Source organism: Achromobacter anxifer (assembly GCF_903652925.1).
In the GTDB taxonomy this organism is placed as follows: Bacteria; Pseudomonadota; Gammaproteobacteria; order Burkholderiales; family Burkholderiaceae_B; genus Achromobacter; species Achromobacter anxifer.
In genome coordinates this window covers 1-23,902 of sequence record NZ_CAHLAR010000005.1, presented here as the reverse complement: position 1 = coordinate 23,902, position 23,902 = coordinate 1, and the positions used below count along the sequence as shown (strand labels likewise).

Sequence of the window (23,902 nt, the reverse complement as noted above, 5' to 3'; positions counted from 1 at the left end):
GAAAATGGAGCTGGTAGTGGGATTCGAACCCTACGTCGTCCGCGTGAAAGGCGGGTGTCCTGGGCCTCTAGACGATACCAGCGTACGAACTTGGCTCGCGGAGCAGGGTTCGAACCTGCCATACCAGCGCTTCATCACAGCCCGTCGCGGACTTGGATGAGTTCCCGCGAATTGAAACTGCTTTGGTCGACAGACAATATGTCTGCCGGCCAAAGGAGTTTCCCCCTAAGGCATAGGCCTGAGACTACGGCCTACATCACCACTTCCTGAGCAGATTAGAACCGGCTTGCGACCGATCTTCCTGCCTTGTCCACCGGGACGATCCCGGTCAAGCAGCATGGCTACCGTCTTTCGAGTTTCCCTTTCGAGAACCCCGGGGCTGGTTAAGCTCCCCGTCGCGTCGCGCTACTCGATTCTTGATCTACCGCCGACCTTGCGGGCCGTTCGGGGTTGCAGCCCCTACGTGCGATCGCCAATCAACACCGCTAGCCTTGCGAGCCTTTGGTGCCTGCCTTCAGCCGAAGCTGGACAGGATTAAGCCACTATCACGTGACGCCGGACACGTCTTTGCAATTTTGAAGCAATGATGGGTATCAGCCATCGGCCTCCAGATTTCCATTCTGGTGCTCTAAACTGAGCTAAATGCAACCCACTGCCGCGAGCGTGTCCAGTTGCTTCATGCCCTTTTGAGGCACAAAATACAACTCGCAGCGTGTCTTTCTCCTGCCGGATACTCGACCGTCTTTCGGGACGAAGGTGATGACTCCCTTTCGGGTCCATCCCCTTCACCCGGGACAAGCGGCAAGCCGCCATCCCTTCCCAGACTGCACCTGAGCCATTGATCGCATCTACGACCCTGGTGCTACCTTTCCCAATGCGGTTTCGCATGTTGGTGTTGACTGGACGACGGCACCACCCGTTTCTGTTCGGTGACTCAAGTTCCCCTTGCAAGTCCGAAGACCGCTCAGGCTTGTAAGCCACCGTTTTTCCCAGTCACATGCATCCACCATACCGCCGGCGCTCTTTTCACCGACGGGCCCCTCACGAGGCCGGGGAGGCTTGCATGGCTTGACCACGTAGAGTGGCGCGAGTTAGTGGGCTACCTCGCTTTACGCGTATTGCTACGCGCTGTCGTCCCCATGCGGACATGAATCCTGGTTATTCACCAATCCCTCGCCCCGCCAGCCGCTCCGTAGAGCGGCCAGCGATTGCGCCAGAGGGTGAAGCCGGTACACCAGGACTCCCGGCATGACTTACGCAGCCCGAAGGCAGCGCAAAATCGAATTCTTTGGCCTCTCCGACAGGGATCGAACCTGCATGTATCCAGCTACCCTTTCGACGGCTTCGGAGGCCGAGGGGATACGGAGAGATGTGTTTCAGGCAATGCGGTCGCGTGATACGCGATACCGGAGGGGCGTCGCGTCAGCACATCAACCCCGACGATGCTCATTTCGGCTGGGCTTGCATCCCGTGATTCGAAGTAGTGCAGCAGCTGGAGCATGCTGCACTTCACCATCATTGCGTCAACGTCTTCTAGCCGCAGGCGCGCTTCCTTAATCCCAGCAGGCCCATGCGCGTCAAAGAGCCCCTCTAGCCATTGAAGTGTGTTCCCGCCTGTCCCGCAACACGGTTCATAGAACGTTCGGCTACCAGACTCACCTACCAGGCGGACCATCAGCTGGCCAATCTCGGGCGGCGTGGGGAAAAAGCTGGTGCCCTTTTGATCGAAGCGGAACTCGCTCAGCAGGAAGCCCAGGACGTCAGCAGTGGGGTCTGACCGCATTGCCGTTGACAGCACCTTGGACAGTTCGGCAGCGACGCTCTCGAATTCTGCCGGCATTTGCTCCTGAGGCTCGTAAAGCCCAGTCTGCTTGAATGCCCAGGTATCGATGAAGAGGTACAGAAACTTTCGAGTTCCAAATCGAAACCTCGTTTCTTCGACCAGGGACGAAGCCTTACGCAGCAGCGCTGTAGTCACCGGATTCAATTCATCGTCACCTTTGCCAGTGCTGCTGGCGAAAAAGACCGTAGGCTGCACCGCGCGGGTGAGGTTGCAATTCACCAGTTCGCATGCGGCTTCAGGTATGTTCTGGAGCGGGAGAGGGGAATCGAACCCCCGTCTTCAGCTTGGAAGGCTGTTGCTCTGCCATTGAGCTACTCCCGCGAATCGCTATTCCCACAAAGTCGGGCGCTTCTCCAATGAATCGAAGAAGCTCCCTAATTGGGTACTCGCATAGCTTGGAGCGGGAGACGAGGGTCGAACTCGCGACATTTGCCTTGGGAAGGCAACGCTCTACCAACTGAGCTACTCCCGCATGAATTTAGACGACCAGGCGCTGCACGCCTGAGGACACTTTCAACAGCAGTCCTTCCGTCTGTGAGAGTCTCCTCTCGATCACTGAGCCGTGATTTAAATTGGTCGGAGCGGCCGGGATCGAACCGGCGACCCCCTGGTCCCAAACCAGGTGCGCTACCAGACTGCGCTACGCTCCGAATGATCTGCATGGTGCTGATGGCGGGAATCGAACCCGCGACCTCTTCCTTACCAAGGAAGTGCTCTACCGACTGAGCCACATCAGCGCTGCTGGAAATCAGGATGGCCAGGCGACGCTCTGGCTTTGCACGCTTAGGGCATAAGGCCCGTTACAGTGAGTTCTCGGCCGGCACATGCCTGTCGAGGCGTGTTCTCTATCCACGCCGCATCCTGACGAAAATGGTGCTCCGTTCCGCGGGGGAATAAACCTGTCCCGCGAGATACGAAGGCTTTATCAGCGCCGAGGCCTCGACGATGACTTTGTATGGTGGAGGTAGACGGGATCGAACCGACGACAGTCTGCTTGCAAAGCAGGCGCTCTCCCAACTGAGCTATACCCCCGAATTCTTGGTGCATCCTGACGGGAATCGAACCCGCAAAACCAGTTCCCATAGCGGCCGGAGTCCGGGACCCGCGTAGGTAGCAGGACGCAAGTGTAGGTGCTCGCGACAGGGCTCGAACCTGCACGCAATGTTTTCCCCGCCCCGGAAGAGGCGGTGACTCTACCAATTCGTCCACGCGAGCATATTCTCTCCAGCAAGGCCCAGGCTGTGACTCCGGGCGCCTATGGGTTTACCAGAGCCCCGAAGGGTTGGTTTCCAAGTCTGCCAGCGCACGTCGGCCTGGAGAGAAATCTTGAATAGGTCCCGGCTTCTGGTCATGAAGACGCCGTCGTTATCAGGCGGCCGGGATGATCGCACGCGTCAGCCGGAAACCAGCCGAGCAGACCAACCGGCGAACCAGTCAGTCGGTGCGACCACTTCACAAGGCATTAGGCGTGAGCCGCAACCTTGAAGTGTGCATCGTTTGCAGTTACTTTGGTTTTGCTTGTTCAACGATGCAAGCATCGTTCAGGAACCGCTTCCCGAGTGGTCAAGATCCATTAGCTTGCGTTGTCGAAACCAGGGCAGCCCCATCAAAAGGCGTCTCGTTGCTTGGATAGGAGCTACCTACCCTCACGTCATCAGCCAACCCGTCGCTATGCGCACTTGCGATAGGGCTCGCGGACCGTCTTGCCCGGCGTGGGCAGTCACGGAGACGACTTGTGGTGGAGCTGGCGGGAATCGAACCCGCGTCCAACACACATTCACTTCACTCTCCGGCCTCTTACGAGGCCATACCACCATATTCAAACTGCTGGCCGACGAACTGGCGCACCCGCTTGAAGTTTGGAATGACGCAGCCAGGGCTGCAACATCAGTGAGCAATCCTCATAAAAGACGGCTTACTGATGCCCCGGTGGGTCCGGGCCATCAGCGTTTACTTCACCCGCAGCCTCATGACTCGCACGAGGGCAACGTCTTACGACGGCCTGCCAGGTGAAAACTTGGAGCGGGGGACGAGGCTCGAACTCGCGACCTCTACCATGGCAAGGTAGCGCTCTACCAACTGAGCTACCCCCGCGTAATGCATCATGAATTTTTTAAGAGCGATCGGCGCCACCGAGATCAGCGGGCCGACTGTTCGCTGTTTGTTGCAGCGATGTTGCTAGTATATCGCATAAAACGCTCATAGCAACATCAACAGCGAAATTTTTCGAAGAAAGTTAGTTTTGGCGTAAAACCAACAGTTAACTCAATGCGTATGTGGCCGGAGCTTCGCTCCAGGCGCTGAAGCTCACGCCCCGGCAAGCCAAATCAGGCCATCTGCATGGCACCAGGGTAGGGCACCCACTGGCGCCTCATTTCTTGGATACGTTCTGGCGGAATGCTGTGGATGCTGCCGAAATCGCCGTTGCACTCCACCACGAGAAAGTTCGGTTCCATGTCCATGTAGACCTGCATGAAGCGGGGCTCCAGAAAGACATTGGAGACGACAACCTTGCTGCCGCTGAGCAGCGCGTCCGAGACGTTCTTGATGCACCAGCCAGACGCTTTAGGCTGGGTCTCGGGGTCGTAAGCGTAGCCCGCTTCAGACTCGAAGAACATGTCGTTCTCGAAGTGGAGGAATCCGCAGGATCGTGCGATCTCCTTTGCCAGAGTGGACTTGCCGGAACCAGGTAGGCCGCGGATCAGTACCAGACGCACGCCGGCGAATGGGTCCTGAACTTGGGCACCCTTTGTTGGCTCGGTCTCAGGCCCGATGCTTGCGGGAGGCTGCCGCCCTTCTGCTTGGTAGGCTGCATGGAACAGTGGCCGAGAGAATTCACGTTCGCTGGCCGTTGTCAGCCGGCCCGACACCGTAAGAACGCCCTGGATGAAGCCAAGCCAGCGAGAAACTTTATCTACTGGCCAGCCATGGATGTTCGCTATGGCGGTCTCGCACATCCACCTCAGGTGGTTGTCGTCGGTACCCACCTCAGAGGGTGTGGGGGTGGCGCCGTGGCTGGCTAGTAGCGCGTCATAGCGCATCAGGAGTGCCATGTTGGCGTCTGCGAGCATGTGATGTACCTGTGAAATCTGGTAGCCCGTGACGGTGTCGAACCGCCGACCATCGCCTTGTAAGGGCGCTGCTCTACCGCTGAGCTAACGGGCCATTGAAATTTGGTACTCGGGAGCGGTTTCGAACCGCTGACCTCCGCCTTGTCACGGCGGCGCTCGTACCAGCTGAGCTACCCGAGTAGAAAACACATTGCGTAGGCGGAAGGAATCGAACCATCAACCTGCGGTTTTGGAGACCGCTGCTCTGCCAGTTAAGCTACGCCTACGCAATGTGCTTGCAAATAGTATATGTGAAAACAGCCTGTTCTGCTAAAATCAAGTCATGTGGAAAAACCCTTTGCCCCTCAAGCTGATTCAGTCCCCTGCTGACAGGATTGTCTTTCCGGCCGGGTGCACCGGGCTGCCTACCGGCGAGCACCCAGGAGCCTTCGGCGTTGTCCGCAAGCACCACGTACACGAAGGCATCGACCTCTACGCTCCCGAGGGCACTGAGGTCCGCGCAGTCGAGGATGGTGTCGTGGTCGCTGTGAAGCCGTTCACCGGACCTGCCGCGGGACTGCCGTGGTGGGAAGACACCGATGTTGTGCTGGTGGAGGGCGCCAGTGGCGTCGTCGCCTACGGGGAGATCACTTCGGCAGCGGTGAAGGGGCAGGTGCTGCCGGCGGGTGCCCTGGTGGGCCGCATCAAGAGGGTGTTGCGCCGTGATAAGGGCCGCCCTACCTGCATGCTCCACTTGGAGCTGCATACCCGGGGCACCCGGGCCACGCCGGAGTGGTATGCCGATCGGGGGCGCCCTGCGACGCTGCTGGACCCTACTCCCCTTCTCCTGCCACTCGCTTCTTCCGATAGCGAATAGCGGTGCCGTAGCAGTTGGCCATCATCATGCGATTGTTCACGTCTCCGTGGTCAATTCGCACTGAGATTACCGCGTTGGCGCCGGCCTGCTTTGCCTTCTTGCACATGATCCGCAGGCTGTCTTCGATCGCCGCATTCAAGGCGCTCTCGTAGCCACGGACGCGGCCGCCGATGCGGTCCGCAATCCGGGCGAAATAGTCCTTGATGAAGTTGCCACCGTAGATCGCCGAGCCAGAAACCAGGCCGAAATACTCCTGGATCTCGATGTCCCCTGCGATGTTCGAGGTAGTGAAGATGAAAATTCCGCTTTCTCGCTGGATCTTCAGCATGTTGGCTCCTTTAGCGCTTCCATGCCGCGTATAGGGCCAGTTGCTGATATTCGGTTCAGCCCAAGCCCAGGTCCGCGCGTACCGCGGCTACCGAGGCGTCAACCTCTGATTGCTCACCAGGGCAGTAGTCGTGGGCCTGGGCGATCGGCAGCACACGAACTGGCGCATGCCCGAATTGGTCGGCCGTGATGTCGATCACCACGTGCTCGCCGGCGGCGGTCATGGCCTCGATCCAGTAGTGCCCGTGCCAGCGGCCGTCCACGTCACGGGCGCCCTGCCCGCGCGCGCCACTGCCGCCGCGGATCACCGAGCGCGCCAGGTTGAATCGGCCGAGAGTCTCGGCCAGCAGGATCGACGCGTACAAGCAGGAGCCGGCACTGATTACTCGACCGTCGACGTCCCGGTCGAGGCCTGGCTCTAGGGCGCGGCGTGTGGTCTCTGCGAAAGATTGCAGGTCAGCGGCGGAGGTCATGCGATTATTGACAGAATTGAGCCGGTGGATATACTAACCCAATGCCAGAAAAGACGCACGAACCAACAGAGAATTTCTCGTTCGAAGATCAACTGCGCGCGGCCGCCGCGCATCGCGCCTTCGGCCCGGAAGGCCCTTTCCAGATCGACCTGTCCAGGCTGAGCGATGGCGCATCCTTGCATTTGGTGCTGGGTGACAACGGCAGCGGAAAGAGCTTCCTGGTCCAGCGCCTGGCCAAAGTGGCGCATGCGGCAGGCTGCTCACCGATGCAGCTGTCCATGGGCTACCGGGCGCGCAGCGGCGTCGAGCGGCAGCTGATGTATGGTGACGAAGCGACTCAGAGCACCGGGCTGGCAAGTCTCGGGGTCATGCGTCGGGCATTCCGCTCCATGCAGGGCTGGGGCTCCAATCCGCATGTCGCACTGCTGGATGAGCCGGATATCGGCTTGTCGGACCGATTTGCCTATCCGATGGGCCAGCGCATTGCCATGTTTGCCATGACGCGCCCGGCGGGCACTAAAGGAGTGCTCGTGGTGACGCACAGCCGGGCCCTGGTGCGCGGCGTGCTGTCCGAATTGCCATCAGGGGAGAGCGAGCCCTCGGTGATCCTGCTCGGCAGCCGCTACAAGAGCCTCGCGAACTTCCTCGAAGAGCCGGCCTATGCCACGCTCGATGAGCTGGAGCAGCTCGAGGAGCAGAACATAACCATTCGTGCGCGTGTTCGCACAGGAGCACCGTCATGAAGTTTGGACCCAAAACGATTTCGCCCCGCCTGTTTGAGCTGGCGCGAGAGCGTATGGAGCGGGCGACGAGCACGCCAGATGAAGTGCGGAGCCACCTCATCAAGCACGGCATCGCAGAGCTGATGCAAACATCGGCCATCGTTCACAATCACAAGATCATCGCAGACCGTGTGTTTCAAGCAGTTCGCCGCCAGATGGTTGATGCCGGCGAGCTCACATCGCTCAAGCGCGGAGTATGGGCAACGACTGAGTTCCTGGCCGCCGCTGAGCGCAAAGAAGAAATCGTCGCGTAGGATATGGTACCCCGAGTGGGACTCGAACCCACAGAATCCGACTTTTGAGGCCGGCACGTATACCAGTTCCGTCATCGGGGCATTGATTTGATGCGCGAGCCAACTGCTCTCTGGTCAGCATCGCGTTGAAAAAGCCGCCGGTACGAAGATCGCGGTGATCATCGCTTGAACCGACGGCGTTGTTGCATATGTATAGGGTGGTGGAGACGAAGGGAGTCGAACCCTCGACCTCGGCAATGCGAATGCCGCGCTCTCCCAACTGAGCTACGTCCCCGGGGGATTGATCTGGTGCTCTCGGCTGGGGTCGAACCAGCGACACCCGGTTTTTCAAACCGGTGCTCTACCAACTGAGCTACGAGAGCGTTTGACCGGCGCGCGGCGCCAGCCTTGTTCGTGCACTGGGGGTGATGGATCCCCTCGTCCGTGCGAGACTGTGATGGCGGGGGCAGTCGGATTCGAACCGACGTTCTCCGGGGTCAGATCCCGGCGGCTTAGACCACTTGCCTTCATACCCCGTAAAGTGGTGGAGAAGACGGGAATCGAACCCGTGACCTCTTGCATGCCATGCAAGCGCTCTCCCAACTGAGCTACAACCCCATTATCTGGTGCGTCCGACTGGAATCGAACCAGTGACACCCGGCTCTTCAGGCCGGTGCTCTACCAACTGAGCTACGGACGCGTATGCCGGCGTCACGCGCCAGCAAGGAAATCTGTGCACTGGGGGCCATCCCCTCAAGCCTGTGCCAGGCACCCTCCCCGCGGACATATCCGTGGTTCAGTTCCGGTTCACGCCGGTTCGGTTAAGACGGTCACTGCGCCGGGCGCAGCGTGTGCCGGAAGGTCAGGTTCACCCTGGGGCCGGCTCCCGGCTCCTTGGGGATCCCATGAAGCCACTTGCGCTGGGTGTCGCCCTTCATCACCAGGAGCGAACCGCCGGCCAGTGGCTCCGACAGCATGAGCCCCGAGGCGATATGCCTGAACTTGAAGGTGCGCGTGGCGCCAAGCGACAGCGAAGCGATCGTCGGATCCTGCTCGAGCTGCGTCTCCTTGTCCGCATGCATGCCGATCGAGTCACTGCCGTCGCGGTAGAAGTTCATCAGTACGCTGTTGAACCGCGCTTCGAGGCCTTGCTGCGCCAGCCAGGCCTCGATACGGTCAGCGATGACACGCAGCTGGGGAGGCATCGGCGCGGCCGGATGATGAAGGCCTGAGTAGGCGTAGTCGACGTCGCCGAACCAACCCAGGCGGCGCGGCACCGCGCGCTCAATGCCGCCCGAGAAGCGGATATGCATGTCGCGCCAGGGCGCCTGGTGCACGCACCAGGTAAACAGCTCGTCGTGCTCCGCCGCCGTCAAAAATCGGGCATCGCTGAGGATGTCCGGTCTTGGCGCATCGGGCGCCGGGAATAGGTCTGGTGTGAACATCGGCTACCTCATAGCAATATGGCGGGGGTGGCAGGGATCGAACCTGCTCATGACTGGGTCAAAACCGGTTGCCTTCCCATTTGGCTACACCCCTATCAACTGGAACTTCGTCGCACGGCATTTCGGCTCTGATCGCCTGGTGCGGGACGCGACGGGAGAAATGGCGGTCCGTAGGAGGATCGAACTCCTGACACTCGGCTCGACAGGCCGGCGCTCTACCACTGAGCTAACGAACCGAAAACTGGCGGGGGATGCGTGACTCGAACACGCGCATTGCTGGAATCAAAATCCAGTGCCTTACCAACTTGGCTAATCCCCTACAAAAATGGCGCGATAGAGGGGGCTTGAACCCCTGGCCTCATGCGTGACAGGCATGCGCTCTAACCAACTGAGCTACTACCGCATTGATCGTGTTTCCCTGGTCGCCAGGGAAGAATTTGGAGCCGGCACGTGGATTCACACGCGGATCATCCGGCATTGACTTGGAGCCCCCGGAGGGCATCGAACCCCCGACCTTGCGCTTAGAAGGCGCCGCTCTGTCCGACTGAGCTACGGGGGCGTGGAAATGGTGGTGCAAGCGGTAACCCCGTAAGCGGGATTCTGTTCTATGCGATCATTCATCTATGCCGCTACCTGAGGACTCGGCGGGCCGCGTCATGATCCTCTGTTTGCGTTGCTGCCGGCCACGTTGCGGTGCGTCGGCCGAAGCCTCCCGCAGAGCGTGGACACGCGCCCTGTGCAGTCCCGACTTTCCTCCACCTGCCACCACGGCAGCCAGCGATCGCTCGGGTTGTCGCTTGCAATTTGGTCGGAATGGCGGGACTCGAACCCGCGACCCCTTGTCCCCCAGACAAGTGCGCTACCAGGCTGCGCTACATTCCGATGAAATTGGCCCCGTCAACACGGTTCGAACGTGTGTCTTCCCCATAAATCGCATGAGCTGGTGGGGCTGATCTACCGACTCTCGTAACTGGGCGCATGGGTGCTACAGAGGTGGCCAGAGCCCAGATCAGTGAGGCCCCAATCATCAGCGCGACCTGCCTTTCGGCGGTTGAGCGGAGCCCATGCGATGTTATCGCGCAGCTTCATGGGGATAGTGATCCAGGAGTGCCACATGCAGACCGTCTGCGAACCCCCAAGCCAGAGGAGAGCACACTGATCTACGACGGGATGAAATTGGTGGCCATGCCCGGATTTGAACCGGGGACCTCCGCCTTATGAGGGCGATGCTCTAACCGCTGAGCTACATGGCCATCTTGTTTGGTGCGGCCGCGCGCCAGGCGGCCATGGGGTGAAATTGGTGCTCTGGGCGGGACTCGAACCCGCACGCCGTTTCCGGCACTTCCACCTCAAAGAAGCGCGTCTGCCAATTCCGCCACCAGAGCATTTGGGTCGTGGCGAGCAGTCCGGGAATGCATCCCAACTACTGCTGCCCTTCCCGGGGTTTATATTGGTCGGCGTGGCAGGATTTGAACCTGCGATTTCCTGCTCCCGAAGCAGGCGACTTGGGCCAGACTAGCCTACACGCCGTGAAAATGTGGTGCTTGGCGTTGGAATCGAACCAACGACCTGTCGCTTATCGGGCGACTGCTACTACCGCTGAGCTAGCCAAGCATCGAATGCATTGCAGAGGTGGAAGGACTCGAACCCTCATCGCGCGGATTTGGAGCCCGCCGTTCTGCCAATTGGAACTACACCTCTGCAATGCACTCGGCATTGCGGCTGACCAGGCCGGAAGGTGCCCCGCGCGGTGAGGCGCGGGGCTGTGGTCATGCGCCGACGTATCCCCTGAAGGTCAGGGAAATCCGCGGGCCACACTCGCGATCCACTTTCGGGATCCTGTGCACGTGCGTGTCTTGCATGCCGGCCGCCATCACGCACAGGCTGCCGGTACCCAGCAGGACCTTGGTGACATCGGAACGATCGGCTGCGGGGGCGAACCAGATCTCCCGCTCGGCGCCCAGGGTGACGATGGCGATCGGCCTGGCGTCATCCATCTCCGGCGAGTCGTCGGCGTGCCATCCCAGGTGGTCACGAGAGTTCTCGTAGCCATTCAGGAAGCACACCTCCATCTTGCAGCCCAGCTTCGCCTCGACCGCGGCCTTGATGGCCAGGATCTCCGGCGTCCAGGCCGAAGGATGGTAAGTCCGCTCGCCGGCGCCCTTGCCGTAGGTGTAGGGCACGTCGACGTCGTTGCAGTAGTATTCGCGCCTCGGGGTGCCGCCCCTGCGCTCCCAGGCCAAGGTTTCCCACAGCTTGGTGAAGATTCCGGCCGGCTCAGCGATGAAGCCCGGCTCGTAGGTGATGGTGCTCAACATGGTGACCTCGTATGCCGGCGAACCGGACGGTTGAAATGGTCGGGACAGCAGGGCTCGAACCTGCGGCCTCAAGCTCCCCGAGCTTGCGCGCTACCAACTGCGCTATGCCCCGAATGGCGTGAAACTGGTACCCTCGGCTGGAATCGAACCAGCGACCTACGCCTTATCAAGACGGTGCTCTAGCCTCTGAGCTAAGAGGGCAACGGTGAATGGTGGACCTGGTTGGATTCGAACCAACGGCGCCCCTGGGGGCAACGGATTTACAGTCCGCCGTCTTGAGCCTCTCGACCACAGATCCATGAAAACTCGGCAGTACGCTGCCAGCGTGCCGCGCCGGGCCGGCCGGCGGGCGGTGATGGTACCCTCGGGGGGCCTCGAACCCCCAGAACCTGGATTCTGAATCCAGTATGTCTTCCAATTCCATCACGAGGGCATTGTTGGTGCGCCGCCTGGGGGTCGAACCCAGGTAAATCGGATTAAGAGTCCGGTGCATAACCGTTCTGCCAACGACGCGTTAAAGATGCGCCCCGCCGCCTGCGAGGCGAGTGTATGGCCGACGGTGCAGGACTCGAACCTGCGACCCCTGGATTCGTAATCCAGTGCTCTGATCCAACTGAGCTAACCGCCGATGATTGTGTGGAGGGCCACGAGGGAATCGAACCCCCATCCCGAGGTTCGTAGCCTCGTACTCTATCCATTGAGCTAGTGGCCCATCAAACGTGTGTGCTGGACTACCTGGCCTCGAACCAGGGACCACCGCATTAACAGTGCGGCGCTCTACCGAACTGAGCTATAGCCCAGCACACAGGTCTGAAATGGTCGGCGCGGTGGGGTTCGAACCCACGCCTTGCGGATTAAAAGTCCGCTGCCCTACCAACTGGGCGACGCGCCGGAAATGTTGTTTGGCTTCCGCCCGCAAGGCCTTGTTGGTCTTGCGATGTGCCCCGGCCTTGCGCAGCACCGCACTGGCGACCAGTGGGTTGCGCGGTTTGGACGCCGGGACGATCAGGGCTCCCGACGATTTGGTAGGTTTTCGCGACATGCGCTGCTCCTATAGGTTTGATGGCGCCTCGTGAGCCCAGCGGGGCCACCCATTCCTGCTGGCACTTGCCGCAGGTTGTCGAGGACGAAAATGGCGGAGGGCATCGGTCTCGAACCGAATCCGGCTTTCACCGAACGAACTGCTTAGCAGGCAGCCCCGGCACGCCTGTCCGGTTTACCCTCCATGAATTGTTGGTCGAGCCGATGGGAATCGAACCCACCTCACTTGAGAACCAATCAGAGCCTGTGTGACCGTCAACGACAGTCGTGCTCACTGGGTGATTGGCGCGAACCGCTTGGAAAACCCGCTTCCCTTGCTGCTTGAAGGCCACCCGTTGCCGGGCCGCTATAGGTGCTTCTGCAAACCATGCGCGATTCGCTCTTTCGTCTCAAGCCCGTGCTACCGGTCACCTCTCGTTTTAGGTGTGCATTTCCGCTTTGCTACGGCCCGAAGAATGGGGCGGGGTACGAGATTCGAACTCGTGGCCTACAACATGGCACGCTGTCGCTCTACCAACTGAGCTAACCCCGCAAAAATGGTGGTGGAGATGACGGGCCTACGTAGTTACCCGTCCGACCCGTGGCATACGCTCAACAGGCTGGCGCTTCGACGCTGCTACATCCCCGGAAAACTGCTTAGGGGTGACTGACCGGGATCGAACCGGCGCATGCGAGGGTCACAACCTCGCGCCTTACCACTTGGCTACAGCCACCCCTAAGAAGTCTTGAGAGAAGAGCCCGGTGCAGCCAGCCTCGGGCGGTTTTGGGCTGGCCTGGAGCTCAGGCCGCTTCGCCCATCAGGTACTCCCGGCTGACGTCCAGGAACTTGCGCTCCTGCATCGTCACTTCGCCGCGGTACTTGCGCGGATTGCCGCACACGTGGCACGAGCACGAGGCCGGCGTGGCCGCATGCATGCCGATCGCCTTGGGCGTTTGCTGGTCGCGCATCAGGCGGTGCCCTGCCCTGTTACGCTTGACGCGCTCGGCATCGTGCCGGCGCTGGGCCTTGGTCAAGTCCTTCATGGACATCTCCTTCTTGTAATGGCGGAGAGCGGGTGTACTCGAAACCCAAGCTGTTCATCACAGCTCCAACCGCTTTCGAGGCGGTGCCGGCGCGCCTGTCCGGTTCACTCTCCATGATCGATACTGGCGGAAGACGGGTGCACTCGAAGCCCAAGCGAGGTACCAGCTCGCTCCCACTGCTTTCAAAGCAGGTCCAGACGCCTGTCTGGTTCGTCTTCCATGTCTGGGATGAATAGGCGCCTCCCGAAGAAGGCGCCGAGACTCATCGATGAGCCGAGGCTTGCCGAAGCAATGGATTGTCCCGGTGCATCGTGCTCGCAATTGCTTTTGTGGCGGGAGCGTGCGGTCGAGGCGGAAAGGATTCAACCCCCTTCCACACAGGTTGCAGGCTCCACAGGTTGACCGGCCCGAACGATATATTCGGCCAGGACACCGCGGCCCTCATTGATGTTTGCATAGCTGTTTCCTTTTGAGCTGATTGTTCTTCGTATAGCTCGCTGGAGTCAGCAGCGCATATTGGTGCCCAGGGCGGGCCTCGAACCCGCAGAATCCAGATTCTGAATCTGGCACGTATGCCAATTCCGTCACCTGGGCATGTGTACTGGTGGAGGCCCTCGGATTCGAACCGAGAATGTTTACCCAGTGGGACCGGATTTACAATCCGGGGCAGCACACGCCATAGCTGCAAGACCTCCAGGAAAAGAGATGGAGTGGGGTACCAGAGTCGAACTGGTCTAGCCGGGTTTGCAATCCGGTGCATGGCCGCTTTGCTAACCCCACATATCCATGGTGCCGGCGACAGGTCTCGAACCTGTGACCTGCTGTTTACGAAACAGCTGCTCTGCCAACTGAGCTACGACGGCGATGTTTGGCTCCCCAGGCAGGGCTCGAACCTGCGACATCCGGATTAACAGTCCGGCGCAACTACCAACTGTGCTACTGGGGAATCGAAACTGGTGCCGGTTGTCAGACTCGAACTGACGACCTCCCGCTTACAAGGCGGATGCTGCTTCCAGCTGAGCTAAACCGGCAAAAAACGTTCAGGCGCTTTCAGCGAGCCGGGAGTCAAAGTCCACCTGGATTCCGTGTCGGCAGGGGTCGGTCCTACTTTGTTCGGCACCGACTGATTCCCCACCTATTTCTCCACTTCCGCTATGGCGTTTGGCTGCACCTGAGGGCGTTCGGGCTAAACCCGTCCGCCAAACTGGATTTCCAAAGCACCCAGCGCATGGATGCTTTGGAAACCCGACGAATCTGTGCTGAGGTGGGCCAATCTCACGACTGTCCTTTACATGCAGTGCCATCACGGCATTAGCAAAACCTCGACTCATCGAGTGCGACGGTTGTCCCGTCACTGCCCTTCTTACTCCTGCGTTCTCACCACAGTTTCATACCGGGACCCCGCCCATTTGCTGCTCCTGGATCCCTTTGGCTTGGGTCAGGTTTTACGTGCCAGCTACGGTCTCGTTCCGCATATACACGTTGTTTGAGGCTCCAATGCAAAAGCCCCGGTCTGCTTGCGCATTCCGGGGCTCCACTGGGAACCTGCTAGGTGAGATTCAACTTAGGCGTTGATCCTCTCCCCGGAATGCGACGACGGCAGATAGTTGAGCGATTGCAAGCTCACCATCGGCTGAGGAAGTGCATTGAAGCGAATATCTGAACATCCGCCGCCAATACGCGACACAGCACGCCATGCCTTGGGCATGGAGTGTTTGTGAAAGCGGCTGGTTGCGAACATGGTCAGAAATCCTATGAAATTCGGTTAACGGTTAAGTCGTTGGTGCTTAGTATAGCGGCTAAAGTTCCCATGTCAACACAAGTTGCGAAATATTTTCGATCCCTGTGTTTCAGGCCTGTTTCCCGCCGGAATTAAGCTTTGTGAGTGCTGAGTATATGTGAAGTTCCACAAAAGTGAAGCTCGCGCCCAAAATTTCTTCGGACGCGAGCTGCTTGTGTTGCAAAAATGCATAATTCGCAAGCTACATGCTGACTTCCAAGCCCTCGGCCAGGTCATTCAGCGTGTCCTCGTATTCTTGAGGATCGCCATCCAGCGGGTTGGGCCGGAGCTTGAGAATCACGGGCTGTGGCGCTGATGATTCCTCCACAGCCGCGGCTGGTGTAGGTTCGGAGGTAGAGCTCGGTGTCATTGACGCGCCGCCAGCGCTGCCACCTCCTGCCTGGTCAGCCGTTTGTACGGGCATCAGGCTCAGCATGGGCTTCTGCTCGAAGTCGCGCTGGGCGTAGTGTTCTGCCGCTGGGGGGCGCTTGGGCGGGAAGCTCAGCTTCACGTTGCAGATCGGGTAGTCGCCAGACAGCTTGAAGAAGCCCTGGAGGTTGGCCAGGCGCTGGAGTTCGACAGGCATCACCGCACGCTGAGTTTGGATCTGCTCGTTCACTCCAGCGCTGCCGCCGCCAGTGTCCGAGTCCGATTCGCTACGCGTCATCCGGGAGATTTCCGTATCCCCGATGTACTTGGAGATGTATTCAGAGGTGTCGGCGTCCGAACAGCGCAGGACCAGCCACGAGGACAAGCAGGAAAGAATGGTCTGTGCGGAGTGTTCGCCGTAGCGGTCCTTGAGCTGGGAGACCGACTGCAAGCCGACAACCAGGCAGCCGCCAACCTTGCGTGCCTTGGTGGCGACCGCCTCGATGGACTGCACCTTGCCGATGGACGCAAACTCGTCGATCACCAGCCAGACACGGCGCGTGCTGTTGGCAGGGAGCGCGAGAATCGTGCGGGCAGCGATGTCCAGCGCACAGGAGATCATGTTGCGCAGAGAGTCCAGCTGGTCATCACGGTACGTCATGAACAGGAAGCCAGGCTTCTCTCGGCGGATGAACTTGGCCACAGAGAACGGGTTGTCGCTGTCGGTCAGGTAGGCGTAGGTCGCCAGGTAGTTGGCGGCGATCGTGCGAATGGAGCCGAAGGTCTTGTCGGAGACCAGCTGAGCCGCCGCCGGCGTGCCGGCAAGGAACGGCTCCAGCTCAGAGACAGGTGCCGCCTGCACGTAGTAGAGGAGATCCCTGATGGACAGTTGACCCTTGGCTGTGAGCTGCCGGAGGGTCGACGTCACCAGCGTTTGCGCGTAGCCATTCCATTCCTTGGAGTCGCCTACCCCGTCCGGGATCATCGACTTGGCCAGTGCTTCGGCGTCCCAGGGCCCGGACATTTCGGCTGTCGGAGACCAAGGCGCGCAACGATCATCGAAGGGGTTCAGGATGTGGTCACGATCTGGGTTGTAGTAGCGTGAGGCGTATTCACCGCCAGAGTCGACCACCAGGGCGATGTCGCCGCGGGCCTGGATATGGTCCAGCAGCCCGGTGAGGGCCACCGACTTGCCGGAGCCGGTCGAGCCTACAACGAAGAAGTGATATGGCTCGGCACTGCGCGGCACCTTGACGCCGCCAATCTGAAAGCTCTCGTGGAAGTCCTCACGCGGCAGTTTGCTCGTGGCCCGGTTGACGTCGGAGGGCTCACCTACCCGGGCGCCGCGACGAACCTTCTCCTTCTTGCGCAGGCCTCGGGCGGCCGTATTGATTGCTGGTGCCGCAAGCGCGCCAATAAGGATAGCCAGCCAGGACTGTGGGCTGAACTCGTTGCTGCCCAGGACAGAGATGGCAAGGAACAGGATGGCCACTGCTGCGCCATACATGGCGAAGCGAACCAGCTTGGCCAGGAGGGGGAACCAGTTCACCCAGCGAATGGAGAGCCGGCGCCAGAGGATGAAGAATGCGTAGACGGAGAACCCCAGGCAGAGGCTCATGCCGAGGTGGCTGTTGATCAGGGAGGTAAATTGGGGCATGTCGGACATACAAAGCGCAGCGCCACGCGCCGGAGCTTTGTATAGCGACAAATGGCCTGCGGGCTAGGTAGATTGCGAAAAACAGCTTGGCGATATACTCCGCGCAGGAGTTGCTCCGCCATTGCAGTAGCGAACGCGCTCTTCACGCATGCCCAAGCGACGCGCTTGCGGATCACCTCACGCGCCTTCAACGCTTCCTGTACCGGGCCCAAGCCCACCACCTGAAGGCGCAACGAAGTCCATTGCTCGACGACTTCTTCTTGCGAAGCTCTGGCCGGCCCGGCATCCCCTCGATCCACCACAGGGTGTGGGCCTACGACGGCCTGGCCATTGATCGGCTGATTCCAACACTGGGTCAGCTCCCGATGTACGCAATATTTCCCATATCCCAGCCACCGACAAGCTGTCCTGGCGACTGATTAGAGAGTTGTTGCTCAGCTATGGCGCCGTACCTGAGGCGGAGTTGCTGATATGGATCGTGGGGGTGGGCTCGGCGTGATGGTCTGTGCCGACGCCGCGCGACTTTTCAATCCTGGATGCTGAGATTTGTGGAATCTGCGCAATGCATCAAGGGTACCGGGTGGTATTGATAGCTATACCCAATCTATCATCGCCCCCTAAGCCATTCACTGTCATGAAAACGAGATTCCTCCTGTCACTGACCCTTGCCGCGGCTGCCTGCACCCATGCCCTGGCCGCGCAGTTCCTGGTCGTCATTCCAGTCCCTGGTCAAGCGAGCTCCAAGCCGCCGATCCAGCTGGTGCTACACCCTGCCGCACTGCCGGATGCAATCGCTGGCAAGCCATACAGCCATGACTTCACCAACTACCTCCAAATCACGGGGGATGAGGCAGCACAGCCGACCATGGCGGCGTGGTCCGCGGATTCGGTGCCTTCTGGGCTTGCGTTGAACGCGGCAGGCCTGTTGAGTGGTTCCCCGCTTGAGCTGTCGCCGGCGGGGAAGAGCTTCACGGTCACTGCACGGTACAAGGGGCAGTCCGGGCAGCAGGTCTACACGTTGCGCGTCGGTTACGAAACTCTCGACGTCGTGAAGGTTTCTGCGGGTTACGAGCATGCATGCGCAATTACAGTGGCCGGTGAGCTGAAGTGCTGGGGCGGGAATGCACAAGGGCAGCTGGGGAACGGGTCCTCGACTGGGTCGAACGTGCCGATTCAGGTGCCGGGCCTGACGAACTCGGTCACGGAGGTGGCTGCGGGCGGCGCACATACTTGTGCTATCCGCAACTCCACGGTGTATTGCTGGGGTCTGAATAGCTCTGGGCAGCTCGGAAATGGGAACACGAACAACTCGGCCGTGCCAGTCGTTGCCAGTGCGGCGGGCAGTGCAACGGCCTTGACGGTCGGGGGATATCACACGTGCGCGGTCACCACTGCCGGCGGGATTCAGTGCTTCGGTTATGGTGCGGGCACGTTCGGGTTCACCAGCGGGGTTACTGCGGTGGCGTCCACGAGCTATCACACCTGCGTCATCCACAATGGGGCGGCGAAGTGCTGGGGCCCGAATGACCAGGGCCAACTGGGCGGCGGCCACAATGAGGGGACGTGGGATGTGCTCCAGGTCCAGGGCTTGACCAGCGGCGTGACGTCTATTGCCTCGGGCTACAGCCACTCCTGCGCGACGAAGTCGGACGGCACGGTTTGGTGCTGGGGATGGAACGAATTCGGCCAGATCGGCGCCGCAGGCGGGTCCAGCGCGTTTGCGCCCGTTCAAGTTCCTGGTGTCGTGGGTGCATCAAAAGTCGTCGCAAACAGTTCGTATTCGTGCGCGTCTACCGCGTCGGCCGTGTACTGCTGGGGCGGAGCCCCTGGGCTGGCGCAAAGCCCTGTAGCGACCACCGTCACTGGTTTTGATGGTGGTTCCCAGATCACGGCGGGCGGCACGTTCATGTGCGCGGTGGGCGGCAACACGGCCAAGTGCATGGGGGGAAATGGCAGCGGCCAACTGGGGAATGGCGGGGGGGATGTGGCAGCGGGGGCCGTGCCCGTCCGGAAGTGAAGTCTTCCAATGATGAAGCGGGCGCCTGGCGCCCGTTTCCTTTTGATGGCAGCCGTGATCCGTTAGTCGAAGTAGAAGGAGATGGCCAGGCTGTTGCGTCGGTACCCGGCGTTGACACCCTCGATCGTGAAACTGGTCGTGCCGGTAACGGCCGCCACGTACGTTTCAGGTGACCACCAGTCGCGGGCCATCGGGCGCCCCGTCATTTTCCCTAGGGGATGTTGCTTGTCCTGGCAGATCAGGCCCTTCACGTTCTGGCGTTCGCAGAAACGGATCTCTCCTCGAATGTACTGGACGGCGACGTCTTCGACCACGATAGTCTGGACGTAACTGCCGGGGCCGATGCGCTGCGCGTGCGACGCGCCAGTGCTGACCAGTGCGGCCGCAGCGAGAGCCGCAGCTAAAAAAAGACGAGTGTTGACGGCCTTCATGGAAGCTCCGGTACAGTTAGGCAGCGCGTACGAACTGGATCGGCTGCCAGTATTCACAGGAATTGCGGGTACGTCCATCCTGGGCCAGGCAGCAGTTGTCTCGCTGGCCCTGGTCAATCACACAGGCGTCCGGCATCTGCCCGGGTGGCAGTTCGCAGTGACAGCCGTACCGCCCCGCGGGCTTGTCGTCTGCGGAAGGGGCAGAGCCCAGACTTTTGCGACGTTGCTCGGACAGGTGCACGCTGATCGAAGCGTGCTCATCATGCTCAGGCCAAGCGATCGTCTCCAAACTGACGTCAGCCTGGGTGCTGGTCGGCGGCTTGGACATGATTGTGGTGCAGGCAGCGACCTGGTCGTTGAGCCATGTGGCCAGGGTATTGGCATAAGCGAGACGCTGATCATCGGAATCGAAGTTCCCCATGATGGCAAGCGCAACACGGTGTGCGCCCGCGTCGGATTGCAGCACCAGCTGGTTCGAGGTGTGCCATTCACTGACCCGCCAGGGGCCGGCGTCCGGCGCAGTGCAGATCGTGTGCGCTGGCGGAGCAGCGGGAGGAGCCTTGCGGCGCAGAAAGAAGTTGATCAAGGGCTGGAGGAACATCTGTGAGTGTTAAAAGCAGCTGAGAATTAGCCTTAAATTGCGTGAATTAAGTATACGCCAATCGCAGCAAAAACTGATAACGGCTAGATTACAGATATACTATCCAAGATGTAGGCCGCGTCCGTGTGGCTACACCGATCGATTCACCTGGCCGCCTTGCGCTGGCCGTTCTTCGTTCCATGAGTATCTCTATGACTGGTGCTGTGATCCCTGCCGAAAAAGCGTACGACGAGTCGGCATTTGACGTATTGGAAGGTTTGGAGCCGGTCCGACAGGTGCCGGGCATGTACACCCGGACCAAGAACCCGCTGCACATCACTCAGGAAGTCCTGGACAACGCGATCGACGAGGCCCAGAACGGCCATGCGACGAAGGTCACCCTGACGCTGCACAAGGATGGATCCGTTTCGGTGCAGGACAACGGCCGCGGCATCCCAACCGGTCTGCACCCCACCCAGAAGGTGCCTGTGGTGGTCCTGGCCTTCACCCGGCTGCACGCCGGCGCCAAGTTCCGCAAGGGCAACAGCTATGGACGCTCTGGCGGCCTGCACGGCGTGGGCGTGTCGGTCACGAATGCCCTGTCGTTGAAGCTCTCGGTCGAGATCCGCCGCGACGGCGGCATCTACCGGGTGCAGTTCGAGGACGGCGACCGCAAAATCTCGGCGGTCGAGCGCATCGGGGACTATCAGCGTGGCGGCACTGGCACGCTGGTGCGTTTCACCCCCAACGCAAAATACTTCGAAACTGCCAATCTGCCCATGGCCGAGCTGACGCACCTGCTTCGCGCCAAGGCCATGCTGCTGCCGGGCATCACGGTTGTGCTTGAAAACGAGCATACTGGCGACACGCAGACCTGGTGCTATGCAGACGGCCTCAAGGATTATCTGGCTGAGCGGGTAGCCGGCCTTGAACTGGTGGGAGTGCCCTTCGTGGCTTCGGGCCGTCTCGAAAGCCAGACTGACGATGATGGCAACACGGTGCCTGGTGACGGCGCGGACTGGGCGGTGGCCTGGGCGGTGGAGTCGGGCGCGGGTGAGTCGTATGTCAACATGATCCCGACCCCGCAGGGCGGCACGCACGAGGCCGGGCTGCGATCTGGGTTGTTCGAGGCCCTTCGGGACTACTGCGACCATCATGCCCTGCTGCCGCGCGGGGTCTCGTTGCAGGCCGAGGACGTCTGGAGCCGCGCCAATTTCGTGCTCTCCGCCCACATCGTCAACACTCAGTTTCAGGGCCAGACCAAGGACAAACTCACCAGCCGCGAGTCCGTTCGGGTGATCAACCAGGTGTCGAAAGACCCGTTCATGCGCTGGCTGCTGGCGAATCCGGAATCGGCGAAGAAGATCGCCGAGCTGGTCATCAAACAAGCCTCGGCCCGCCTCAAGCAGGGCAAGGTCGTGGAGAAGCGCAAATCCTCAGGCGTCGCCACCCTCCCTGGCAAGCTGACCGACTGCCAAATCACAGATATCAGCCGCAACGAGCTGTTCTTGGTGGAAGGCGACTCGGCCGGCGGCGGGTGCAAGACCGCGCGTGATCGTATCTACCAGGCCATCCTGCCGCTGCGTGGCAAGGTGCTCAACACCTGGGAGGTGGCGCGCGGTGAGCTGTTCGGGAATAACGAAGTGCATGACATCTCGGTGGCGATCGGGGTGGATCCTCATGACCGCGATGCGCCGGATACGGTGCTCGAGAACCTGCGCTACGGCAAGGTCATCATCCTGTCGGACGCGGACGTCGATGGATCGCACATTCAGGTGCTGCTGCTGACCCTGTTTTTCCGCCATTTCCCCTGCTTGGTCGACCAGGGGCACGTCTACATCGCCAAGCCTCCGCTGTTCCGCGTGGACGTCCCTGCCAAGGGAAAGAGCAAGCCGGCGCAAAAGGTGTATTGCCTGACCGAAGCCGAGCGGGATGACGTGCTGGCACAGTTCCAGGCCGATGGATTCAAGCGTGAGCAGCTGGTTGTATCCCGCTTCAAGGGCCTGGGGGAGATGAACAATGCCCATTTGAAGGAAACGGTTCTGAGTCCGGATACCCGAGTTCTGCTCCCCGTGACCGTGTCCGACATCAAGCAGGCGGGACAGACGTTGAATAGCCTGATGGGCAGGCAGGAAGTCGCCGCTCGGCGCAGCTTGCTTGAAACCGAGGGCGACAAGGCAGCGATCGACGCATGACCCATCTGAAATTCGCGCCGCCAGCCGCACTCGAAACCCATCCTGCGCCGGCACGACGCCATGCTGAAAAGTCGATCGTCGTGCTTCCGCGCGAGGAGGCGGAAGCCTGGATTCCACGTCCCGGCGAAGTGGCGATCTCCATTGCAAACCCGCGCCAGTCGCGCGCGCAGCTGAGCCGCGACTTTGCCGATGTGGTTGCTCTTGGCTTCCACGATACGGACCGCGAGGGCGGTGGGTTCACCACGATGAACCAGATTCAAGCCCGCGCCGTGCTGACGGCCGCGCTTGCCGCCCAAGACAAGCCATTCATGGTGCATTGCCAGGCGGGCGCGTCACGCTCGGTCGGGGTTGCGCTGTTCCTGGCTGCTTGGCTGCAAAGGCCGCTGGAGATCATTGCCACCGACGTGCTTATTCCAAACATCTGGGTGATCAACCAGCTTCGAGCGGCAGGGGTTCGGACTGGCTTCCGACACAGGAATACGCGATTGCTCTGCTGCGGGCTATTTGGCTCTATTGACTGGCTCTCGAACCACTGCGCAGGAGTGCGCCTCGGATCGAGCTTGGCGCTGCTGCCTAAGCAGCTCTGAATCATCACCATGACCACACCTCAAACGACCACACCTCAAACGAAAGACACTTCTCTGGCGCACTGCTCACCCAAGCAGTTTCTTGAGCGTTGTATCTGGCTGGCTCGACTTCACGGCAAGCATTGGCAAAAGTGGATGGGGCGACATTCCATCAGTGGCTCGCTTTACGAGGATGCGGCGTTACGCGTGGATATCGGGTGGTTGACGGTCCAGGTGACCGTCAAAGCGGTTCGCCGCGGGAAGAAGGAAGAGTTCTTGATCGCAACAGGATCTGATCGTGACGTTCGCTTCGCATCAGGCGATCTGTACAAGCGATGGTTACCGCACCTTGAAAGTGCCATGGGTGGCCGCGTCGCGCGCGAACCCGTTGACCTGGGCCAGATGGGCTTTATTGTCCAAGATCTTCGAATTCTGCAATGACACCCTTTCCAATTGATAAGCCCGAACCCGGGCAGACATTCCGCCATACCGATGGGGGCCTTTACCGCTTCGAGGGGGTCGCTCGTGATTCCCGGGATACGGCGCCGCTGTACATCTACAAGCATCTGTGGCCGTTTGATCCACTGGTTTGGGCTCGACCGGCGATCGAATGGGCTGGGCGTTTCACCGCCATCCCACTTAGCGCAGTGCAGGAGGCCATGAAAGGCGACCGCGTAGCTGCACAAGTCCAGGTGATTCAAGCAAAGGAAGCACGCCGAGCACTCCCAGGCTGATACGGGGCTCCTGTGCTTTTCGACAACCATCCTGTGCGCTTCGGCGCTAACCCACTTTTTGACTTATGAGCGAATCCACAGAAATCACCGCGCATGCTGTAAATGACAGCGTCGACCTTGAAGCCTACGCAAAGAGCGCATACCTGGACTACGCGATGAGC

At 60.3% G+C, this 23,902-nt stretch carries 19 protein-coding genes and 44 tRNA genes; 8 read left to right on the top strand and 55 right to left on the bottom strand.

Annotation, left to right across the window (positions count from 1 at the left end; all coding sequences use genetic code 11):
• Window positions 1-5 precede the first annotated feature (5 nt).
• The 13 genes from HWY37_RS16500 to HWY37_RS16440 form a co-directional block, all read right to left on the bottom strand.
• A tRNA-Glu gene (locus tag HWY37_RS16500) sits at window positions 6-82 on the bottom strand.
• Between the two features lie 1,245 nt (window positions 83-1,327).
• On the bottom strand, window positions 1,328-2,062 hold the full coding sequence (locus tag HWY37_RS16495) for an N-6 DNA methylase (RefSeq protein ID WP_217706389.1): 735 nt from the start codon (window positions 2,060-2,062) through the stop codon (window positions 1,328-1,330).
• 28 nt (window positions 2,063-2,090) lie between these two features.
• Window positions 2,091-2,164: transfer RNA gene (locus tag HWY37_RS16490), tRNA-Gly, on the bottom strand.
• A 75-nt stretch (window positions 2,165-2,239) separates the two neighbouring features.
• Window positions 2,240-2,315 (bottom strand) — tRNA-Gly (locus HWY37_RS16485).
• A gap of 101 nt (window positions 2,316-2,416) precedes the next feature.
• Window positions 2,417-2,493 (bottom strand) — tRNA-Pro (locus tag HWY37_RS16480).
• Between the two features lie 11 nt (window positions 2,494-2,504).
• Window positions 2,505-2,580 (bottom strand) — tRNA-Thr (locus tag HWY37_RS16475).
• A 219-nt stretch (window positions 2,581-2,799) separates the two neighbouring features.
• A tRNA-Ala gene (locus tag HWY37_RS16470) sits at window positions 2,800-2,875 on the bottom strand.
• Window positions 2,876-2,974: 99 nt separating this feature from the next.
• Window positions 2,975-3,058, bottom strand: a tRNA-Gly gene (locus tag HWY37_RS16465).
• 803 nt (window positions 3,059-3,861) lie between these two features.
• Window positions 3,862-3,937: transfer RNA gene (locus HWY37_RS16460), tRNA-Gly, on the bottom strand.
• Window positions 3,938-4,170: 233 nt separating this feature from the next.
• On the bottom strand, window positions 4,171-4,914 hold the full coding sequence (locus tag HWY37_RS16455) for a P-loop nucleotide/nucleoside kinase family protein (protein ID WP_176089124.1): 744 nt from the start codon (window positions 4,912-4,914) through the stop codon (window positions 4,171-4,173).
• Between the two features lie 19 nt (window positions 4,915-4,933).
• Window positions 4,934-5,008: transfer RNA gene (locus HWY37_RS16450), tRNA-Val, on the bottom strand.
• 9 nt (window positions 5,009-5,017) lie between these two features.
• Window positions 5,018-5,094: transfer RNA gene (locus HWY37_RS16445), tRNA-Val, on the bottom strand.
• Between the two features lie 13 nt (window positions 5,095-5,107).
• Window positions 5,108-5,180 (bottom strand) — tRNA-Trp (locus HWY37_RS16440).
• A 71-nt stretch (window positions 5,181-5,251) separates the two neighbouring features.
• On the opposite strand from HWY37_RS16440, the gene HWY37_RS16435 reads away from it, so the two are divergent.
• Window positions 5,252-5,770 (top strand): M23 family metallopeptidase, encoded by a 519-nt coding sequence (locus HWY37_RS16435; RefSeq protein WP_176089123.1) that lies wholly within the window; start codon window positions 5,252-5,254, stop codon window positions 5,768-5,770.
• On the opposite strand, the gene HWY37_RS16430 is transcribed toward HWY37_RS16435, so the two are convergent.
• Window positions 5,727-6,098 (bottom strand): YbjQ family protein, encoded by a 372-nt coding sequence (locus HWY37_RS16430; protein WP_176089122.1) that lies wholly within the window; start codon window positions 6,096-6,098, stop codon window positions 5,727-5,729. The genes HWY37_RS16435 and HWY37_RS16430 overlap by 44 nt on opposite strands.
• 55 nt (window positions 6,099-6,153) lie before the next feature.
• Window positions 6,154-6,462: a hypothetical protein gene (locus tag HWY37_RS16425; RefSeq protein WP_176089121.1), complete on the bottom strand. Its 309-nt coding sequence runs from the start codon at window positions 6,460-6,462 to the stop codon at window positions 6,154-6,156.
• Window positions 6,463-6,611: 149 nt separating this feature from the next.
• Between HWY37_RS16425 and HWY37_RS16420 the strand changes: the two genes are divergently transcribed.
• On the top strand, window positions 6,612-7,313 hold the full coding sequence (locus HWY37_RS16420; protein WP_176089120.1) for an ATP-binding cassette domain-containing protein: 702 nt from the start codon (window positions 6,612-6,614) through the stop codon (window positions 7,311-7,313).
• Entirely contained in the window at window positions 7,310-7,606 is a 297-nt protein-coding gene (locus HWY37_RS16415; RefSeq protein ID WP_176089119.1) for a hypothetical protein, read from the top strand. The genes HWY37_RS16420 and HWY37_RS16415 overlap by 4 nt, the downstream gene beginning before the upstream one ends.
• A gap of 4 nt (window positions 7,607-7,610) precedes the next feature.
• Here the strand turns inward: HWY37_RS16415 and HWY37_RS16410 are convergent.
• The 38 genes from HWY37_RS16410 to HWY37_RS16225 all read right to left on the bottom strand — a co-directional run bounded on the left by HWY37_RS16410 (window position 7,611) and on the right by HWY37_RS16225 (window position 17,227).
• Window positions 7,611-7,687: transfer RNA gene (locus HWY37_RS16410), tRNA-Leu, on the bottom strand.
• Window positions 7,688-7,804: 117 nt separating this feature from the next.
• A tRNA-Ala gene (locus tag HWY37_RS16405) sits at window positions 7,805-7,880 on the bottom strand.
• Window positions 7,881-7,892: 12 nt separating this feature from the next.
• A tRNA-Phe gene (locus tag HWY37_RS16400) sits at window positions 7,893-7,968 on the bottom strand.
• 159 nt (window positions 7,969-8,127) lie between these two features.
• Window positions 8,128-8,203 (bottom strand) — tRNA-Ala (locus tag HWY37_RS16395).
• 6 nt (window positions 8,204-8,209) lie between these two features.
• Window positions 8,210-8,285 (bottom strand) — tRNA-Phe (locus HWY37_RS16390).
• Window positions 8,286-8,415: 130 nt separating this feature from the next.
• Entirely contained in the window at window positions 8,416-9,030 is a 615-nt protein-coding gene (locus HWY37_RS16385) for an alpha-ketoglutarate-dependent dioxygenase AlkB family protein (protein WP_176089118.1), read from the bottom strand.
• A gap of 161 nt (window positions 9,031-9,191) precedes the next feature.
• Window positions 9,192-9,266: transfer RNA gene (locus HWY37_RS16380), tRNA-Asp, on the bottom strand.
• 90 nt (window positions 9,267-9,356) lie between these two features.
• Window positions 9,357-9,433, bottom strand: a tRNA-Asp gene (locus HWY37_RS16375).
• An 80-nt stretch (window positions 9,434-9,513) separates the two neighbouring features.
• Window positions 9,514-9,589, bottom strand: a tRNA-Arg gene (locus HWY37_RS16370).
• A gap of 246 nt (window positions 9,590-9,835) precedes the next feature.
• Window positions 9,836-9,912, bottom strand: a tRNA-Pro gene (locus HWY37_RS16365).
• 295 nt (window positions 9,913-10,207) lie between these two features.
• Window positions 10,208-10,283, bottom strand: a tRNA-Met gene (locus HWY37_RS16360).
• 45 nt (window positions 10,284-10,328) lie between these two features.
• Window positions 10,329-10,415, bottom strand: a tRNA-Leu gene (locus HWY37_RS16355).
• 66 nt (window positions 10,416-10,481) lie between these two features.
• Window positions 10,482-10,560: transfer RNA gene (locus HWY37_RS16350), tRNA-Pro, on the bottom strand.
• 8 nt (window positions 10,561-10,568) lie between these two features.
• Window positions 10,569-10,644, bottom strand: a tRNA-Ile gene (locus tag HWY37_RS16345).
• Window positions 10,645-10,657: 13 nt separating this feature from the next.
• Window positions 10,658-10,731 (bottom strand) — tRNA-Trp (locus HWY37_RS16340).
• A gap of 68 nt (window positions 10,732-10,799) precedes the next feature.
• Window positions 10,800-11,348, bottom strand: a complete 549-nt coding sequence (locus HWY37_RS16335) for an alpha-ketoglutarate-dependent dioxygenase AlkB (protein WP_176089117.1) — start codon at window positions 11,346-11,348, stop codon at window positions 10,800-10,802.
• Between the two features lie 36 nt (window positions 11,349-11,384).
• Window positions 11,385-11,460: transfer RNA gene (locus HWY37_RS16330), tRNA-Pro, on the bottom strand.
• A 13-nt stretch (window positions 11,461-11,473) separates the two neighbouring features.
• Window positions 11,474-11,549, bottom strand: a tRNA-Ile gene (locus tag HWY37_RS16325).
• Window positions 11,550-11,558: 9 nt separating this feature from the next.
• Window positions 11,559-11,646: transfer RNA gene (locus tag HWY37_RS16320), tRNA-Tyr, on the bottom strand.
• Between the two features lie 58 nt (window positions 11,647-11,704).
• A tRNA-Leu gene (locus HWY37_RS16315) sits at window positions 11,705-11,781 on the bottom strand.
• Window positions 11,782-11,786: 5 nt separating this feature from the next.
• Window positions 11,787-11,861, bottom strand: a tRNA-Lys gene (locus HWY37_RS16310).
• A gap of 37 nt (window positions 11,862-11,898) precedes the next feature.
• Window positions 11,899-11,976 (bottom strand) — tRNA-Arg (locus HWY37_RS16305).
• 9 nt (window positions 11,977-11,985) lie between these two features.
• Window positions 11,986-12,060: transfer RNA gene (locus tag HWY37_RS16300), tRNA-Arg, on the bottom strand.
• Between the two features lie 14 nt (window positions 12,061-12,074).
• Window positions 12,075-12,148, bottom strand: a tRNA-Asn gene (locus HWY37_RS16295).
• Between the two features lie 16 nt (window positions 12,149-12,164).
• Window positions 12,165-12,240, bottom strand: a tRNA-Lys gene (locus HWY37_RS16290).
• Between the two features lie 241 nt (window positions 12,241-12,481).
• Window positions 12,482-12,573: transfer RNA gene (locus HWY37_RS16285), tRNA-Ser, on the bottom strand.
• 272 nt (window positions 12,574-12,845) lie between these two features.
• Window positions 12,846-12,921 (bottom strand) — tRNA-Gly (locus tag HWY37_RS16280).
• A gap of 109 nt (window positions 12,922-13,030) precedes the next feature.
• A tRNA-His gene (locus HWY37_RS16275) sits at window positions 13,031-13,102 on the bottom strand.
• 67 nt (window positions 13,103-13,169) lie between these two features.
• Entirely contained in the window at window positions 13,170-13,412 is a 243-nt protein-coding gene (locus tag HWY37_RS16270) for a hypothetical protein (protein ID WP_176089116.1), read from the bottom strand.
• A 124-nt stretch (window positions 13,413-13,536) separates the two neighbouring features.
• A tRNA-OTHER gene (locus HWY37_RS16265) sits at window positions 13,537-13,631 on the bottom strand.
• A 298-nt stretch (window positions 13,632-13,929) separates the two neighbouring features.
• A tRNA-Leu gene (locus tag HWY37_RS16260) sits at window positions 13,930-14,006 on the bottom strand.
• An 8-nt stretch (window positions 14,007-14,014) separates the two neighbouring features.
• A tRNA-Tyr gene (locus tag HWY37_RS16255) sits at window positions 14,015-14,107 on the bottom strand.
• Between the two features lie 11 nt (window positions 14,108-14,118).
• Window positions 14,119-14,192: transfer RNA gene (locus HWY37_RS16250), tRNA-Cys, on the bottom strand.
• A 7-nt stretch (window positions 14,193-14,199) separates the two neighbouring features.
• Window positions 14,200-14,275: transfer RNA gene (locus tag HWY37_RS16245), tRNA-Thr, on the bottom strand.
• Window positions 14,276-14,281: 6 nt separating this feature from the next.
• Window positions 14,282-14,358, bottom strand: a tRNA-Asn gene (locus tag HWY37_RS16240).
• Between the two features lie 8 nt (window positions 14,359-14,366).
• Window positions 14,367-14,443 (bottom strand) — tRNA-Thr (locus HWY37_RS16235).
• A gap of 533 nt (window positions 14,444-14,976) precedes the next feature.
• Window positions 14,977-15,153 (bottom strand): hypothetical protein, encoded by a 177-nt coding sequence (locus HWY37_RS16230; protein WP_176089115.1) that lies wholly within the window; start codon window positions 15,151-15,153, stop codon window positions 14,977-14,979.
• A gap of 241 nt (window positions 15,154-15,394) precedes the next feature.
• On the bottom strand, window positions 15,395-17,227 hold the full coding sequence (locus HWY37_RS16225) for a type IV secretion system DNA-binding domain-containing protein (protein WP_176089114.1): 1,833 nt from the start codon (window positions 17,225-17,227) through the stop codon (window positions 15,395-15,397).
• Between the two features lie 625 nt (window positions 17,228-17,852).
• Here HWY37_RS16225 and HWY37_RS16220 point away from each other — a divergent pair.
• Entirely contained in the window at window positions 17,853-19,235 is a 1,383-nt protein-coding gene (locus HWY37_RS16220) for an RCC1 domain-containing protein (protein ID WP_176089113.1), read from the top strand.
• A gap of 62 nt (window positions 19,236-19,297) precedes the next feature.
• Here HWY37_RS16220 and HWY37_RS16215 read toward each other — a convergent pair whose 3' ends face one another.
• Window positions 19,298-19,666 carry a hypothetical protein gene (locus HWY37_RS16215; protein ID WP_176089112.1) on the bottom strand — a complete coding sequence of 123 codons (369 nt, stop codon included), beginning with the start codon at window positions 19,664-19,666 and terminating at the stop codon, window positions 19,298-19,300.
• A 16-nt stretch (window positions 19,667-19,682) separates the two neighbouring features.
• Window positions 19,683-20,267, bottom strand: coding sequence for a hypothetical protein (locus HWY37_RS16210; RefSeq protein WP_176089111.1), 585 nt, complete (start codon window positions 20,265-20,267; stop codon window positions 19,683-19,685).
• Window positions 20,268-20,458: 191 nt separating this feature from the next.
• Here HWY37_RS16210 and HWY37_RS16205 point away from each other — a divergent pair, with 191 nt between their 5' ends.
• Genes HWY37_RS16205 through HWY37_RS16190 form a run of 4 tightly spaced genes read left to right on the top strand, consistent with a single transcriptional unit; the run spans window position 20,459 to window position 23,741 of the window.
• Window positions 20,459-22,441 (top strand): DNA topoisomerase IV subunit B, encoded by a 1,983-nt coding sequence (locus HWY37_RS16205; protein WP_176089110.1) that lies wholly within the window; start codon window positions 20,459-20,461, stop codon window positions 22,439-22,441.
• A complete protein-coding gene (locus HWY37_RS16200) occupies window positions 22,438-23,028 on the top strand; it encodes a protein-tyrosine phosphatase family protein (RefSeq protein ID WP_176089109.1) in 591 nt (196 codons plus the stop codon). The genes HWY37_RS16205 and HWY37_RS16200 overlap by 4 nt, the downstream gene beginning before the upstream one ends.
• 9 nt (window positions 23,029-23,037) lie before the next feature.
• Entirely contained in the window at window positions 23,038-23,448 is a 411-nt protein-coding gene (locus HWY37_RS16195; protein ID WP_176089108.1) for a hypothetical protein, read from the top strand.
• A complete protein-coding gene (locus HWY37_RS16190; protein ID WP_176089107.1) occupies window positions 23,445-23,741 on the top strand; it encodes a DUF1653 domain-containing protein in 297 nt (98 codons plus the stop codon). The genes HWY37_RS16195 and HWY37_RS16190 overlap by 4 nt, the downstream gene beginning before the upstream one ends.
• Window positions 23,742-23,902: the final 161 nt, after the last annotated feature.

Bases quoted from the DNA above. Each gene is read 5' to 3' on its own strand.
- HWY37_RS16455 (WP_176089124.1), bottom strand. From the start codon at position 4,914: ATGCTCGCAGACGCCAACATGGCACTCCTGATGCGCTATGACGCGCTA.
- HWY37_RS16430 (WP_176089122.1), bottom strand. From the start codon at position 6,098: ATGCTGAAGATCCAGCGAGAAAGCGGAATTTTCATCTTCACTACCTCG.
- HWY37_RS16420 (WP_176089120.1), top strand. From the start codon at position 6,612: ATGCCAGAAAAGACGCACGAACCAACAGAGAATTTCTCGTTCGAAGAT.
- HWY37_RS16415 (WP_176089119.1), top strand. From the start codon at position 7,310: ATGAAGTTTGGACCCAAAACGATTTCGCCCCGCCTGTTTGAGCTGGCG.
- HWY37_RS16385 (WP_176089118.1), bottom strand. From the start codon at position 9,030: ATGTTCACACCAGACCTATTCCCGGCGCCCGATGCGCCAAGACCGGAC.
- HWY37_RS16335 (WP_176089117.1), bottom strand. From the start codon at position 11,348: ATGTTGAGCACCATCACCTACGAGCCGGGCTTCATCGCTGAGCCGGCC.
- HWY37_RS16270 (WP_176089116.1), bottom strand. From the start codon at position 13,412: ATGAAGGACTTGACCAAGGCCCAGCGCCGGCACGATGCCGAGCGCGTC.
- HWY37_RS16230 (WP_176089115.1), bottom strand. From the start codon at position 15,153: ATGTTCGCAACCAGCCGCTTTCACAAACACTCCATGCCCAAGGCATGG.
- HWY37_RS16225 (WP_176089114.1), bottom strand. From the start codon at position 17,227: ATGTCCGACATGCCCCAATTTACCTCCCTGATCAACAGCCACCTCGGC.
- HWY37_RS16220 (WP_176089113.1), top strand. From the start codon at position 17,853: ATGAAAACGAGATTCCTCCTGTCACTGACCCTTGCCGCGGCTGCCTGC.
- HWY37_RS16215 (WP_176089112.1), bottom strand. From the start codon at position 19,666: ATGAAGGCCGTCAACACTCGTCTTTTTTTAGCTGCGGCTCTCGCTGCG.
- HWY37_RS16210 (WP_176089111.1), bottom strand. From the start codon at position 20,267: ATGTTCCTCCAGCCCTTGATCAACTTCTTTCTGCGCCGCAAGGCTCCT.
- HWY37_RS16205 (WP_176089110.1), top strand. From the start codon at position 20,459: ATGACTGGTGCTGTGATCCCTGCCGAAAAAGCGTACGACGAGTCGGCA.
- HWY37_RS16200 (WP_176089109.1), top strand. From the start codon at position 22,438: ATGACCCATCTGAAATTCGCGCCGCCAGCCGCACTCGAAACCCATCCT.
- HWY37_RS16195 (WP_176089108.1), top strand. From the start codon at position 23,038: ATGACCACACCTCAAACGACCACACCTCAAACGAAAGACACTTCTCTG.
- HWY37_RS16190 (WP_176089107.1), top strand. From the start codon at position 23,445: ATGACACCCTTTCCAATTGATAAGCCCGAACCCGGGCAGACATTCCGC.